This window comes from Rhizobium sp. N621, assembly GCF_001664325.1.
GTDB lineage: Bacteria > Pseudomonadota > Alphaproteobacteria > Rhizobiales > Rhizobiaceae > Rhizobium > Rhizobium esperanzae.
In genome coordinates, this window is sequence record NZ_CP013495.1 from 3241557 (window position 1) to 3255390 (window position 13834).

13 protein-coding genes are annotated in these 13834 nt (G+C 60.6%); 7 read left to right on the forward strand and 6 right to left on the reverse strand.

Annotated features, from left to right (window positions below; genetic code table 11):
- The first annotated feature begins 1 nt into the window (after position 1).
- From AMK00_RS15770 to AMK00_RS15785, 4 genes are all read left to right on the forward strand, one after another.
- On the forward strand, positions 2-1003 hold the full coding sequence (locus AMK00_RS15770; protein ID WP_064811017.1) for an ABC transporter ATP-binding protein: 1002 nt from the start codon (positions 2-4) through the stop codon (positions 1001-1003).
- On the forward strand, positions 996-1982 hold the full coding sequence (locus tag AMK00_RS15775) for an ABC transporter ATP-binding protein (RefSeq protein WP_064804187.1): 987 nt from the start codon (positions 996-998) through the stop codon (positions 1980-1982). Before AMK00_RS15770 ends, AMK00_RS15775 begins: the two co-directional genes overlap by 8 nt.
- A 179-nt stretch (positions 1983-2161) precedes the next feature.
- Entirely contained in the window at positions 2162-2503 is a 342-nt protein-coding gene (locus AMK00_RS15780) for a hypothetical protein (RefSeq protein ID WP_064804189.1), read from the forward strand.
- 221 nt (positions 2504-2724) lie between these two features.
- Positions 2725-3612: a sugar kinase gene (locus AMK00_RS15785; RefSeq protein WP_064804191.1), complete on the forward strand. Its 888-nt coding sequence runs from the start codon at positions 2725-2727 to the stop codon at positions 3610-3612.
- Positions 3613-3690: 78 nt separating this feature from the next.
- On the opposite strand, the gene gstI is transcribed toward AMK00_RS15785, so the two are convergent.
- Complete coding sequence (gstI, locus tag AMK00_RS15790) at positions 3691-3882, reverse strand: glutamine synthetase translation inhibitor GstI (protein WP_064804193.1); 192 nt, start codon at positions 3880-3882, stop codon at positions 3691-3693.
- Between the two features lie 431 nt (positions 3883-4313).
- Here gstI and AMK00_RS15795 point away from each other — a divergent pair, with 431 nt between their 5' ends.
- Together AMK00_RS15795 and AMK00_RS15800 are read left to right on the forward strand one after the other, a co-directional pair.
- Complete coding sequence (locus AMK00_RS15795) at positions 4314-5354, forward strand: glutamine synthetase beta-grasp domain-containing protein (RefSeq protein ID WP_064804195.1); 1041 nt, start codon at positions 4314-4316, stop codon at positions 5352-5354.
- A gap of 238 nt (positions 5355-5592) precedes the next feature.
- Positions 5593-6774, forward strand: coding sequence for a glycosyltransferase family 4 protein (locus AMK00_RS15800; RefSeq protein WP_064811018.1), 1182 nt, complete (start codon positions 5593-5595; stop codon positions 6772-6774).
- Positions 6775-7056: 282 nt separating this feature from the next.
- On the opposite strand, the gene der is transcribed toward AMK00_RS15800, so the two are convergent.
- The 3 genes from der to AMK00_RS15815 form a co-directional block, all read right to left on the reverse strand.
- On the reverse strand, positions 7057-8478 hold the full coding sequence (gene der, locus AMK00_RS15805; RefSeq protein WP_064804199.1) for a ribosome biogenesis GTPase Der: 1422 nt from the start codon (positions 8476-8478) through the stop codon (positions 7057-7059).
- Positions 8479-8494: 16 nt separating this feature from the next.
- The gene (locus AMK00_RS15810) at positions 8495-9178 is read right to left on the reverse strand and encodes a tetratricopeptide repeat protein (protein WP_064811019.1); all 684 of its coding nucleotides are present in this window, start codon (positions 9176-9178) and stop codon (positions 8495-8497) included.
- 105 nt (positions 9179-9283) lie between these two features.
- Positions 9284-9868, reverse strand: a complete 585-nt coding sequence (locus tag AMK00_RS15815; protein ID WP_064811020.1) for an NnrU family protein — start codon at positions 9866-9868, stop codon at positions 9284-9286.
- A gap of 121 nt (positions 9869-9989) precedes the next feature.
- Between AMK00_RS15815 and AMK00_RS15820 the strand changes: the two genes are divergently transcribed.
- Positions 9990-10979 (forward strand): hypothetical protein, encoded by a 990-nt coding sequence (locus AMK00_RS15820; protein ID WP_064811021.1) that lies wholly within the window; start codon positions 9990-9992, stop codon positions 10977-10979.
- A 61-nt stretch (positions 10980-11040) separates the two neighbouring features.
- Here the strand turns inward: AMK00_RS15820 and sbmA are convergent, their stop codons facing one another.
- Both sbmA and AMK00_RS15830 read right to left on the reverse strand, forming a co-directional pair.
- Complete coding sequence (sbmA, locus tag AMK00_RS15825) at positions 11041-12306, reverse strand: peptide antibiotic transporter SbmA (RefSeq protein WP_064811022.1); 1266 nt, start codon at positions 12304-12306, stop codon at positions 11041-11043.
- 119 nt (positions 12307-12425) lie between these two features.
- Positions 12426-13610: an MFS transporter gene (locus AMK00_RS15830; RefSeq protein WP_064811739.1), complete on the reverse strand. Its 1185-nt coding sequence runs from the start codon at positions 13608-13610 to the stop codon at positions 12426-12428.
- Positions 13611-13834 lie beyond the last annotated feature (224 nt).

Consider the following 13834-nt stretch of genomic DNA (forward strand, 5'->3'; position numbering starts at 1 on the left):
AATGCTCCAAGAAAAAGACATCCTCCTCGAACTCAAGGATTACTCGATCACCTTTGCGACCCCAGACGGCGACGTGAAGGCGGTGTCCAACATGAACCTCACCGTCCGGCGCGGCGAGCGCATCGCCATCGTCGGCGAGTCCGGCTCCGGCAAGAGCCAGACCTTCCTCGGCATCATGGGCCTGCTTGCCAAGAACGGCAGGACGGCGGGACAGGCGCTGCTCGAAGGCAAGGACGTGCTGTCGCTGAAACCGCGCGAGCTCGACCAGATCCGCGGCAAGGACATGGCCATGGTCTTCCAGGACCCGATGACAGCGCTGAACCCGTCGCTGAAGATTTCCCGGCAGTTGACGGAACAGCTGGAGGTCCACCGCGGCCTGACGGCGCGCGCCGCATCGGACGCTGCCCTCGACATCCTCAAACGCGTCGGCATTCCCGACCCGATGCGGCGCTTCCACCTTTATCCGCACGAATTGTCAGGCGGCATGCGCCAGCGCATCGTCATCGCCATGGCGCTGCTCACCAAGCCGAAGCTCCTGATTGCCGACGAGCCGACGACGGCGCTCGACGTCACCATCCAGGCGCAGATCCTCGATCTCTTCAACGATCTGACGGCGGAGATGAACACAGCGCTCATCATGATCACCCACGATCTCGGCGTCGTCGCCGGCCTCGCTGACCGCGTCGCCGTCATGTATGCCGGCCGCATCGTCGAGGAAGCGCCTGTCGACGAACTCTTCGATAGTCCCGCCCATCCCTATACGGCGGCGCTGCATGCCTCTATCCCGCGCCCGGACCAGGATGTCGACCACCTCGTCGTCATCCCCGGCCGCCCGCCGAACCTGCAGCACCTGCCGAAGGGCTGCAATTTCTCGCCGCGCTGTTCGCAGGTCCAGGACGATTGCATCGATCGTCCGCCTCCCCTCGAACCGTTGGGACCGCGCCACTGTGCGGCCTGCTACCATCCCTTTCCACGCCGTGAGGAGTTGCTGAACCATGGCTGACCGATCACTGCTGAGGGTCGAAAACCTCACCACCCAGTTCGAACTGCCGGCGAAAGGCCTCTTTAAGCCGCCGGTCTTCCTTACCGCCGTCAACAATGTCAGCTTCGATCTCGCCGAAGGCCGCACACTCGGAGTCGTCGGCGAATCCGGCTGCGGCAAATCCACGCTCGGCCGTTCCATCCTGCGGCTGTTGAAATCGCAGAAGGGCCGCATCCTCTGGCAGGGCCGCAATCTTCTCGACCTGTCGGAGGAGGAAATGCGCGCCGCGCGGCGCGACATGCAGATCATCTTCCAGGATCCGATCGCCTCGCTCGACCCGCGCATGACGGTCGGAGACATCATCGCCGAGCCGCTGACCGTCTTCGAAACGAAGCTTTCGAAGGCCGAGCGTACCCAGCGCGTGCGCGAAATCATGAGCGCCGTCGGCCTCGTGCCGGAGATGATCAACCGCTATCCGCACGAATTCTCCGGCGGCCAGGCGCAACGCATCGGGATAGCGCGGGCAATCGTCACCAAACCGAAGCTCATCGTCTGCGACGAGCCGGTTTCGGCTCTCGACGTTTCGATCCAAGGCCAGGTCATTACGCTCCTGCGCAAGCTGCGAAAGGAATTCGGCCTGACGCTGATCTTCATCAGCCACGACCTCTCCGTCGTGCGCCTGATCTCCGACGATGTGCTGGTGCTCTATCTCGGCCGCGTGGTGGAATCAGGCGACTGCGCCACCGTCTTCGATCATCCCGCCCACCCCTATACCCAGGCGCTCTTTTCTGCGGCCCCAATCCCGGATCCGAAGCTCGCGCGCCTGCGCACCCGCATCCGCCTACAGGGCGATCCGCCCTCGCCGCTGAATCCGCCGAAAGGCTGCGTCTTCTCTCCCCGCTGCTGGAAGGCGACCGACATCTGCCGCACCGAAATGCCGCCGACCGAGGAAGTCCGGCCCGGCCAGAAGGCCGCCTGTTATCATATGGACAGACCGTGATTGAGGGAGGGTCGCATGAAGGGGCCTTCGCTTTTTCCAAACGCTTTGTCACGTCCCCTTCGCGGCGAAACGGCCAAAACACAGTTACTTCGGAATCTATAGTCTCCGCTAAGAAAGATTTAGATGCGGATATGCTATGTCTTTCTCCGCCTAATCATAGGCTATGGGGAACTGCATATATGAAATCGAAACTGTCCGGATTGATTGCGCTTGCCGCCGCGATCGTCGCCACCTCCGCCGTATCGTCGCATGCCGAAGATTTGAAATTCCAGCTCACCAACGGGACCAAGTCCGTCCTGACGCGCTTCTACAGCTCGCCGACAGGCGTCAACAGCTGGGAAGAAGACGTGTTCGGCGAGGATGTCCTCAATCCGGGCGAGACCGTGAACATCACCATCGCCGACGGCCGCACCGTCTGCAAATACGACATGCGCTTCGAATTCGACGAAGACTCGGACCTCGACACCACCGAAGACACGCAGGATCTTTGCGAGCTCGGCAGCTACACCATCCACGAATAAACACCCTTCGCGCTCGCCCGCCTTCGCTTGCCCGCGAAGGCGGCTTTCGGTTCCTTGTCGCAATGGCGCTCGCAATATCGACGCTTGTCACTCCGCCCGGCTCCGCGTATCAGCGGATGAAGCGTTAATTCAAAGCGATAGAGCGACCTGTTGCATCAGCGGCGCTCCTATGCCGGGAGGACAAGGTGAACGGAAGACGGTTTCTGTCGATCGGTGAATGCATGGTGGAGCTCTCTCAGGCCGGCGACGGCCTGCTGCGCAAGGGCTTTGCCGGCGATACCTTCAATACCGCCTGGTATGCCCGCGCTTGCCTCGGCCCCGATTGGTCGGTCGATTATTTCACCGCGCTCGGTGACGACGCCATGTCGGACGAGATGGCTGCCTTTATCGCAGGGGCGGGTATCGGCACAAACCTCATCCGCCGCATCAAGGGCAAGACGCCGGGCCTCTACATGATCAACCTGAAGAACGGCGAACGCTCCTTCAGCTATTGGCGCGACAGTTCGGCCGCCCGTAGCCTGGCTGCCGATCCGGATCTTCTGCGCGAGGCGGTGGAGAGCGCCGATCTCGTTTATTTCTCCGGCATCACCCTTGCCATCCTGCCGCAGGAGGATGCCGCAACGCTGCTCTCCGAAATCCGCCGCGCCAAGGCAGCCGGCAAGCTCGTGGTGTTCGACCCGAACATCCGTCCCCGCCTGTGGTCGAGCTACGATGTCATGCATACGACGATCAGCGAAGGCGCTCGCTCCTCCGTGCTCGTCATGCCGAGCTTTGATGACGAGGCCGCTCATTTCGGCGACGATTCCATCGAGGCGACCATTCATCGCTACCGCGCGCTGGGCGCTCTCAATATCGTGGTCAAGAATGGCGCGGACGGTGTCAACTTGAATTTCGGCGGCGAGGAGACCTTCGTTCCGGCCGAAAAGGTCAAGAAGGTCGTCGACACCACCAGCGCCGGCGACAGTTTCAATGGTGCCTTCCTCGCACGATATCTTGAGAGTCAGGACGCGCCGGCAGCCGCCCGCTTCGCCGCAGGCGTGGCGGCTCGCGTCGTCAGCGAGCATGGCGCGTTGGTTGCAAGAGAAAAACTCGGGTTGAGCGATCGCTGAACCCGCCCATGACCACGGCGCAGGTATGCCATGCGCGGGCGCTCCCGCCTTATCGGCATTCTTCCCCGGGCGTAAAAATCAGGACTTCGTCGGCCGATCCGTCTCGCGAACCGCCTCGTCATGATACCAGCAGCTGTCGAGCGCGGCGTCGCAGACATCAGCCGCCTCGCGCTCCATCAGCCTGGCGCGTTCGAATCGGTTGGCGGCCCGCGTCGGCTTAACGGGAAACTGGTAGATCGTCGCGGATTCACGATGGAAACCGGTGGGCATGAGATCGCCTCCATTCCGTTCGGCGCATCGATATCAGGACTGCGACCATAGCATGATGCACATACTTTATGCAAATTGCACAAAATATATGCATGAAGTAACTATGATTGATCCATACGCTGTCTATGACTGAAGCTTCCGCCTATTTGTTCAACACTTCACCATTTCGAACTAACGCCCAAATTTTCATCCGGTTCCGAGGCAGGAAACCTCTTTATCTTCCTGATGAATCAGCCTTCGATCGTTCAAACGGGCTCCTTTCGAGAAAGGGAAAAGTGCGGATCGACAGGCCGATTTAAGATTTTTCTTTTGTCGGCAATCAAACTGGCACGCTACGTGCTTCGATAGGTGCATCCCCTGGCGGTCGGATGCGTTTGCGCGCCCAGATCGTCTCCGGGTTTGCTCACCTTCGTCGCATTGAGAGAGTCACGATGACAAAATATAAGCTCGAGTATATTTGGCTCGATGGGTACACCCCGGTACCGAACCTGCGTGGCAAGACGCAGATCAAGGAATTCGACGCATTCCCAACGCTGGAACAGCTTCCGCTCTGGGGCTTCGACGGCTCGTCGACCATGCAGGCCGAAGGCCGCAGCTCCGATTGCGTACTGAAGCCCGTCGCCATCTATCCCGACCCGGCCCGCACCAACGGCGTGCTCGTCATGTGCGAAGTCATGATGCCCGATGGCGTCACGCCGCACCCGAGCAACGCCCGCGCCACCATCCTCGACGACGAAGATGCCTGGTTCGGCTTCGAGCAGGAATATTTCTTCTACCAGAACGGCCGCCCGCTCGGCTTCCCCGAGCAGGGTTATCCGGCTCCGCAGGGCCCCTACTACACCGGCGTCGGCTATTCTAATGTCGGCGACGTCGCCCGCGAAATCGTCGAAGAGCATCTCGATCTTTGCCTCGCTGCCGGCATCAACCACGAAGGCATCAACGCCGAAGTGGCCAAGGGCCAGTGGGAATTCCAGATTTTCGGCAAGGGCTCCAAGAAGGCCGCCGACCAGATCTGGATGGCACGCTACCTGCTGCAGCGTCTGACCGAAAAATACGGCATCGACATCGAATATCACTGCAAGCCGCTCGGCGACACCGACTGGAACGGCTCGGGCATGCATTGCAACTTCTCGACCAAGTACATGCGCGAAGTCGGCGGCAAGGCCTACTTCGAAGCGCTGATGGCGCAGTTCGAAAAGAACCTGATGGACCACATCAACGTCTACGGTCCTGACAACGACAAGCGCCTGACCGGCAAGCACGAAACCGCTCCGTGGAACAAGTTCTCCTACGGCGTTGCCGACCGTGGCGCTTCGATCCGCGTGCCGCACTCCTTCGTCAAGAACGACTACAAGGGCTATCTGGAAGATCGCCGCCCGAACTCGCAGGGCTGCCCCTATCAGATCGCTTCGCAGGTCCTGAAGACGATCTCGGAAGTTCCGCTCGCCGGTTCGGCTTCCGCTGCCGCCTAACCTCCCAAGCGGCGCCGGTCCCCGACCGGCGCCGTCATTCTTTCTGCCTGAAAACTGCGATCAGCCTCTGACATATTCGCGGCGATCGAGCCGCTAAAAGCCTGAAAACACTGGCAAGCGGCTGTAATATTTCCATCATGGTCATGCCTCAAAATAAGCGGGCGGGAATCGCCGTTCCGGAACCCCGCTTTGGGGTTGAGCGTTGACAGATCACTGCAACGCGGATGGAAATCGCGACATGCTGCAACGTCCGGCAAATACTTACAGCGGCGAGAGCTGGGCCAATGCGGCAGCCGCCGGAAACCTGCCGGAAAGGCTAGTGATCGTTACCGACGCCTGGCACCCGCAGGTCAATGGAGTCGTCCGCTCGATCGAGAACACCAATCGCGAATTGGCGAAAATGGGTGTCGAGGTTGCGATGGTGACCCCGGAGCGTTTCCACAGCATCCCCTGCCCGACCTATCCGGAAATCCGCCTGTCGATTGCCAATTATCGACGTGTCGCGCGAGAGATCGAAAAGCACAATCCGACCTATGTGCATATCGCGACTGAAGGTCCGCTGGGATTGACCGCCCGCCGCTGGTGCCTGCGCAAGCGCATGCCTTTCTCCACCAGCTATCACACACGCTTTCCGGAATATGTTTCCGCCCGCCTGCCGATCCCGGAGAGCTGGCTCTACGCCTTCGTGCGTTGGTTCCACAATGGCGGCGCCGGCTGCATGGTGGCGACGCCAAGCCTTGCTCGCGAATTGTCCGCGAGAGGCATCAAGAACCTGATGCCCTGGACCCGCGGCATCGACGCCACGCAATTCCATCCGATGCCGCTTGAGCCGGAGCCCCTTGGCCTGCCTCGGCCGATTTTCATGACCGTCGGCCGCGTGGCGCTGGAAAAGAATCTGCCTGCATTTCTCGATCTCGAGCTGCCGGGCTCCAAGGTCGTCGTCGGCGATGGTCCGGCGCGCGCCGAACTGGAGCAGCGTTATCCGAACGTCCATTTCACCGGCGTGAAATTCGGCGAGGATCTGGCGAAAATCTACGCTCAGGCCGACGTCTTCGTCTTCCCCTCGCTCACCGACACCTTCGGCAACACCATTCTCGAAGCATTGGCATCGGGCGTGCCGGTTGCCGCCTATCCGGTCACCGGCCCTCTCGATATCATCGGCGAGGACAGCGAGGTCGGAGCACTCGACGCCGACCTGCAGGCCGCGTGCCTGGCCGCTCTCTCCGCCTCGCGCACCAAGGCGCGTGAGCTTGCCATGCAATATTCCTGGGAAGCGGCAACGCAGCAATTCATCAACAATATTCGCGCTGCCAATGGGGTCATCACGCCCAAGTGGAAAAAGGCTTGGCAATTCGCTAAGTCGCTTCCAAGAAGCAGAAAGCCCGGCGAAACCGCCGGGCCTCTCCCATCCGGAGATTGATCAGTTCTTTCTGTGCAGGGCGCTGCGAAGCGTGTCGTCGCCGCTAGACGAGCAGGAGAACGGTCGCGCCTGAGGTCACCCTCCTCTGTCCTGCCGGACATCTCCCCCACAAAGGGAAGATCGACTCGGAGATGGAATCTCCTCAAATAATCAACGTTAGAGCGAGCGGGTCCGCCGATCCGATCTCCCTCCTTGTGGGGGAGATGCCCGGCAGGGCAGAGGGGGATGCCACACGACGGCGCAACAATGCCGCGTAAGACCCCAATCAGCACAAGCCCAGCCCTACGTCCGCCTCTTCTTCGACTCGTACGGATTATCAGGCGAACGGAAATGGATGCGGATCGGCACGCTCGGCATGTCGAAATCCGCACGCAACCCATTGATCAGGTAGCGCGTATAGGATTCCGGCAGCGCATCCGAGCGGGTGCAGGAGATCATGAAGGCCGGCGGGCGGGCCTTGACCTGCGTCATGTATTTCAGCTTGATGCGGCGGCCGGAAACGGCCGGTGGCGGATGCTGGATCTGCTGCGTCTCCAGCCAGCGGTTGAGCCGCGCCGTCGAAATACGCTTGTTCCAGACCCTGTCGGTATCGATGATCGACTGCATCAGCTTGTCGAGGCCCCAGCCGGTCTGGCCGGAGATCGGCACGGCGCGGATGCCGCGCGCCTGCGGCAGCAGCCGGTCAGTCTTTTCGCGCAGATCGGCAAGCACCGCCTGGCGGTCTTCGATCATGTCCCACTTGTTGAAGGCAAGCACTGCTGCACGCCCCTCGCGCAGCACAAGGTCGACGATCTGCAGGTCCTGCTTCTCGAAGGGAATCGTCGCATCGAAAACGATGACGACGGTTTCGGCGAAGCGGATGGCCCGCAGGGCATCGGCGACCGAAAGCTTCTCCAGCTTCTCGGTCACTCGCGCCTTGCGTCGCATGCCGGCCGTATCGAACATCTTGATGGTACGGCCACGCCAGTCCCATTCCACCGAAATGGAATCGCGGGTAATGCCTGCCTCCGGGCCGGTCAGCAGCCGATCCTCGCCGAGGAAGCGGTTGATGAGGGTCGATTTGCCCGCATTCGGCCGGCCAACGATCGCCACCCGGAGTGGTTTGGTCTCGTCGTAGGCCGGCTCTTCGTCCTCGTCTTCACCCTCATCGGCCGAATGGGGAATATCGACGTCCGTGACGGCAACATCCTCCTTGGCATAGGCCCGGTCCTTGCCGATCGCCTCGACGATCGCGTCGCGCAGGTCGAGCATGCCCTGACCGTGCTCGGCCGAAATCGGCGTCGGCTCGCCCAACCCCAGCGTATAGGCGTCGTAGAAGCCGCTGTCGGAGCCGCGCGCCTCGGATTTGTTGGCGACGAGCACCACCGGCTTGCCGCGCCGGCGCAGCATTTCGGCAAGAGCGGTATCGACGGGCGTCAGCCCATTCTTGGCGTCGACGACGAAAAGCGATAGATCGGCCTCGTCGATCGCCGCTTCCGTCTGAGCGCGCATCCGGCCCTGCAGGCTCTCCTCGTCGGCTTCCTCCAGACCGGCCGTGTCGATAATCGTAAAGGTCAGTCCCATCAGCCGCGCATCACCCGGCCGGCGGTCACGGGTGACGCCTGGTGTATCGTCGACGAGCGCCAGCTTCTTGCCCACCAGGCGGTTGAAAAGCGTCGACTTGCCGACATTCGGACGACCGACGATGGCGACCGTGAAACTCATGCTTTTTCCTTAAAACTCAGCCCTGCGCGGCGGGCGCCTTGCCGGATGCGGTAATGAGATCAAGCATCATCTGCGCGCGATTGGCAACAGGACGCGGGCTGCCCGCGTCGTCGACAATCGACTGGAACCATTGCCGCGCCTGCGCCATGTTGTCGGCCTTGTAGGCGGCCAGACCGAGTGCTTCGCGCGCCGAATGGCGGAAAGCGTTGCTCGGCACGGCCATTTCTTCGATCGCGGCCGAAACCTGCTCATAAGAGCCGTTCTCGATCAGCAGCCAGCCCGCGCGCATTTTGGCGACATCACGCACGGCAGCCGGAACGCTGTTGTCTTTGCCGATCTCGTTGAAGGCGGCGATCGCAGCAGCAGCATCGCCCTTTTGCGCCTGGACGGTCGCCGCCCGCATGCGCGCCAGCACCGGATAGGCGCCATGGCCCTCCTTCTCCAGCTTTTCAAGCGCGGCCAGCGCCTCGTCGTTCTTGTTCTCGTCGGCAAGCTTCATCGCTGCCAGAAACTGGTCGCCGGCGCCGGAGGAGCGGGTATCGTCCCAATATTCGTAGAGAACCTTGCCGGCGGTGCCGAGAACGATCAGAATGGCGACGACAATGATATAGCGGCCGAACCGGCGCCAAACGCCCTTCATCTGGTCTGACCGCAATTCCTCATTGACTTCACGGATGAAGCTGTCGTCGTTGAATGCCATTCTCGTCTCCGGCCGCGGAAATACCTATACGCATGTGCATGACACGCACATTTCCGGCCTTCTACCCCATTTTGCCGCCGTTGTAAGGGGGATGTGAAAGATTCGTCACATGGCGAGCGGCGAAACGCCGATCAGCCATTCGTGCAGCTTCCAGATGATCAGCGCCCAGAGGACGATGCCGATAACGGCGGCATAGACGTCGTACTTGGCCGAGACGAAGGGCCGGAGCGTGATTTCCCCCGCCCGCTCGCGGCGCTTGAGCGAAATGCGCACGATCACGCCCCAGGCAAGGAAGGCCGCAAACAGCAGCACCGACGACGTCTCGCCATTGGCAAGCAGATGCGCCAGCGCCCAGATCTTCACCGACAGCACCATCGGATGTTTGGTCTTGGTCGCAATATGCCCCGCCGGCAACAGCGAGGCGACGAGACAGATCATGGCGATCAACATCAGCGTGATTGATATATGCGCCATCCAGACCGGCGGATTGTAGAGCATGCCGGTCACCTGCCGAGCCTGCCCGAAACCATAGATCAACAGGATCAGCGTGAGGATGCTCGCAACCGAATACCCGGCCCGCCAGCCATTCTCGCCGAGGCGCGCGATCATCGAGCGGCGCAGATCCGGAGCCACCACCCGCACCAAATGCACCCCGAGAAAAAGTATGATGCCGACGATAAGCAGTGCCATTGCGGTCCCTTCCGTGCAGTTTGACATGACTTAGCGGTTGGCGGGAAAAAATGCCAGTTGTGACCGCAGCTTCGCCGCAATTCTATCGGAGGGAAACCGCGAACAAATTGTCGCGGTGCCCATGTCTCGTCCTCTCCTCGCCACCTGTCTGGTTGCCTCTCTCGTTCTTCCCGCGGCGGCAGAGGCGGCCGACCGGCCGAAGCAGCTCGTCATCATCTCCTTTGACGGCGCCCACGACAACGCGCTCTGGCTGAAGAGCCGCGAGATGGCGGCGAAGGACGGCGCCCATTTCACCTATTTCCTTTCCTGCACCTTCCTGATGAACGAGGCGGCGAAGAAGACCTATCAGGCGCCGCACCAGAAACCCGGAAAATCCAATGTCGGTTTTGCCCGGAGCGACGACGAGATCCGCGAGCGCCTCGGCAATATCTGGCACGCCCATCTCGAAGGTCACGACATAGCAAGCCATGCCTGCGGCCATTTCGACGGCCGCCTCTGGAGCGAGGCCGACTGGTCCGCCGAATACGCAACCTTCCATGCCACATTGAAAAGCGCCTGGAAGAGCGTTGGCCTCGATGAACCCGCCGGCTGGCAGGATCTGGTCGATCACGGCATCAAGGGCTTTCGCGCTCCCTATCTCTCGGCGACGGCGGGCGCCGACATGATCGCCGCCGAGAAGAAGGCGGGCTTCACCTATGATGCAAGCCTCGTCACCAAGGGTCCGGCCATGCCTGTCGAAGAAGACGGCATCCTCCGCTTCGGCCTTCCCCTGATCCCAGAAGGTCCGAACGAAAAGCCGATCATCGGCATGGACTACAATCTCTTCGTCCGCCATTCCAAGGGTGAGGAGGACAGCGCGGATTCGAAGGCATTCGAAAACCGCGCCTACGCCGCCTTCTCCCAGGCTTTCGACCGCCAATATAATGGCGACCGCATCCCTCTCCAGCTCGGCTTCCATTTCGTGGAAATGAACGGCGGCGCCTACTGGCGCGCGCTCGACCGCCTGGTTAGCGACGTCTGCCACCGGGCGGATGTCGGCTGCGTCAGCTATTCGGAAGCGATCCCGATGATCGAGGCGCGCGGCAAGCTGCAGCAGACGTCGGGGCTCTGACGGGCCTTTTGACCATGAGGATGGTGCTGCGCAGTCCGTCTCATCCGCCCAACCTCACCAATCAACCATCGACATGTACGACGCCGGCTTCCCTCTCCAGATAGTGCCGATCGATCGCAGGTAGCGGTTCATCGTCGATCGCCGCCTCGAAAGTCCGAAGACGTTTGTAGATGGACAACAGCTCGATAATAGTCGTCCAGGAACTCACGAGATATTGAAAAGATCCGCGAACCTGATCGAAGACATTCGTGATCTGCGTCATCAATCCCAGCGTCAGCTTACCTGCCACAATCGATGGAATGAGAACGATAAAACTGAATATATTATCAGCCTGGGAATAGAAAAGACGCGCGACATTGAAGTATGTATAGTGAAAATAGATACGGAAATAATTCCGTCGGACATTCGTAAATAATTCAGCCAACGTTAACGGATCCGCGCGATCTGCATGATCCTCGCCATAGACCAGTTCCTTGCGGTAGTGGGCTTCCACGCGCTGATTGAGGAATTGCAGCCCAGGCAGCTTGATACCGACAATCGCCAGAAAGACTGTTCCAAACAACGACCAGAAGATTGCGGCCCAGACAAGCGCATGCGGGATGGGGCCGATCAGCGGCAATTCCGTAATATTTGCGCCCAGCCGAAAAAGTACCGGCAAAAAGGCGATCAACGTCATGATGGAGTCGACAAAGCTGACGCCCAAACCCTCAATCGTTTGTGCAAAGCGCATCGTATCGTCCTGCACGCGCTGAGACGCACCTTCCACATGCCGCAGCTTGGGCCAGTTAGCGACATAGTAGTCGTTCATCGCTGTCCGCCAACGAAATACCCAATGGCTTACGAAGAACGAGGTAAAAACTCGAATCGCAACCGCAACGAACGCTATACTGGCGAATATCAGCAGTTCCGCATAAAATCGTGAAGCGGGAACTGAACCTACCTTCTCGAGCGCTTGCTGGACCAAATTATAGAAAGGCCCGTACCAAGCGTTTACAGCAACACTGACCTGTACACCAAAGTAGGTGGTGAAAATGATCAGCGAGGCACCGAGAACTGACCAAGACTGCCAAGGATGCGGACTATACCAGAACCAGAAGGCCGTGAACAAACCAACGACAATTAAATAGTAGATATAGAACCAGAGGAAAGGTGCCGTCCAAAAGACAGACACACCGATAGGTGCCTCCTGTCCTTCGGGAAGAGGCGGCAGTCCGATCGCTGCACCAGCTTGCTCGCCACCAAAGTACCAGAGAAGAACTGCGGCCAAACACCAGAGTGCGGCCGATATAAAGAAAGCTTTTGGCTTCGGGAAAAATGATAGGAACACTGCGGTACTTTCCTGAACGGGAATCTCGGGAGCATCAGCAGATGCTGATTGCCCGGAAATTAAGGCAGTTCGAAGAAAGCGGCAATGGACTCAAGCCATTGTTACGCACTTGTAACCACTTAAGGGATTTCCTTCATCACCGGCATGACGAGCGCGGCGCAGACCAGAAGGGCGCCGGCAGCGATCACCGTCGGCACGGTGAAACTGCCTGAGCGTTCGGCGATCCAGCCCGCAACGATTGGCCCGACGATCTGGCCGAGGCCGAAGGCCGCCGTCATCATCGCCAGGATTCTCCGCGGGCTCTTGGGCGAAAGCTTGCGGCCGATCTGCAGCCCGTAAGCGGTGATCGCAAGGAACGTCGCCCCGAATAGGGCCCCGCCGATCAGCGGCGCAACCGAGGGCGGCAGCGCGACGGTGGCGAGCACGCCGGCCGCCTCGATGACAAGCGCGGCGACGTAGACGCCGCCGAGGCCGAGCGGCCTGACCAGGGGTTTCCAGGCAAACAGCGCCACCGCCGCCGTCACTCCGGCGATGAACCAGCAGAGAAATTCGACGAAAGCTCCCGTCGCTGCCATTCGGGCGATGGTGACGAGGAAGGTCGCGGTGATCACGTAGCCGAAACCGAACAGACCGTAGGACAGCGTGACAAGCACCATCGGCCGGTTCCAGTTGAGCGTCGGTTCCTTGCCCATCTGCAGCGATTGCGCCGGCGCCGACGGCAAGAGCCACCAGACGACGAAGAGGCTTGCCGCGCAATAAAGCGCCCCACCGATCCAATCGGCGCGCCAGCCACCCGGCTCATCGTGAAAGCGGAGACCGATCAGCAGTACCATGACCGACGAAAGCGCGATGCCCGCCCCAGGCCCGCCGAAATGCGCCGCCTGCACATGGTCATTACCGGCAGCAGTCCCGTGGCTGAGCACGATCGACGAGGTGAAAACCATTGCGAAGGCGCTGGCAAGGCCGGCCAGGAACCGGATGACCGCAAAGATCGCGACGGAATCGGTGGCCGCCATGGCGGCGAGCAGGATCGCGTTGGCAAGCAGTGCCAAGAGCGCCACCAGCCGTTCGCGCCCCGCCGCCCAACCATAGGCCGCCAGCACGGCGCCGACGAGATAGCCGACGAAATTGGCCGAAGCGATAAATCCGGCATCCGCCGCAGAAAGCGGCACACCGCTCATCATGCCAGGCAGGATCGGAGTGTAAGAGAAACGCCCGAAGCCCATGGCCGCCGCCATGGCGACGGCGCCGGCAGCGGCGGTAGAGACGAGATTCGGCGGGGAGCGAGGGGGGCGGGAAAGCATGCACCGCTTATCGCGCCGCAGCACGATCGCCACAAACGAGTATTTCTGATCGATCGATCAATTCTGCGAAAGTCGACGGATGAGGCGAGCGCTCCGAGTTCGATGATGCAAGGAGCGGCGTTGCGGCGTGCTCCGAGTTCGACCTGTGGGCTGCGCACCTCAGCATGAGGGGCTTTGGAGGATGCCGCGCTTATAACCGCGGACGCAGGAGTATGCGAACAGCC

What these genes read in the sequence shown, in the direction of transcription:
- AMK00_RS15815 (WP_064811020.1), bottom strand. Translation starts at nt 9,868, where the DNA reads ATGGCACTGCTTATCGTCGGCATCATACTTTTTCTCGGGGTGCATTTG.
- AMK00_RS15830 (WP_064811739.1), bottom strand. Translation starts at nt 13,610, where the DNA reads ATGCTTTCCCGCCCCCCTCGCTCCCCGCCGAATCTCGTCTCTACCGCC.
- der (WP_064804199.1), bottom strand. Translation starts at nt 8,478, where the DNA reads ATGAGTTTCACGGTCGCCATCGTCGGTCGTCCGAATGTCGGCAAGTCG.
- AMK00_RS15780 (WP_064804189.1), top strand. Translation starts at nt 2,162, where the DNA reads ATGAAATCGAAACTGTCCGGATTGATTGCGCTTGCCGCCGCGATCGTC.
- AMK00_RS15795 (WP_064804195.1), top strand. Translation starts at nt 4,314, where the DNA reads ATGACAAAATATAAGCTCGAGTATATTTGGCTCGATGGGTACACCCCG.
- AMK00_RS15800 (WP_064811018.1), top strand. Translation starts at nt 5,593, where the DNA reads ATGCTGCAACGTCCGGCAAATACTTACAGCGGCGAGAGCTGGGCCAAT.
- AMK00_RS15785 (WP_064804191.1), top strand. Translation starts at nt 2,725, where the DNA reads ATGGTGGAGCTCTCTCAGGCCGGCGACGGCCTGCTGCGCAAGGGCTTT.
- AMK00_RS15775 (WP_064804187.1), top strand. Translation starts at nt 996, where the DNA reads ATGGCTGACCGATCACTGCTGAGGGTCGAAAACCTCACCACCCAGTTC.
- AMK00_RS15820 (WP_064811021.1), top strand. Translation starts at nt 9,990, where the DNA reads ATGTCTCGTCCTCTCCTCGCCACCTGTCTGGTTGCCTCTCTCGTTCTT.
- AMK00_RS15810 (WP_064811019.1), bottom strand. Translation starts at nt 9,178, where the DNA reads ATGGCATTCAACGACGACAGCTTCATCCGTGAAGTCAATGAGGAATTG.
- AMK00_RS15770 (WP_064811017.1), top strand. Translation starts at nt 2, where the DNA reads ATGCTCCAAGAAAAAGACATCCTCCTCGAACTCAAGGATTACTCGATC.
- gstI (WP_064804193.1), bottom strand. Translation starts at nt 3,882, where the DNA reads ATGCCCACCGGTTTCCATCGTGAATCCGCGACGATCTACCAGTTTCCC.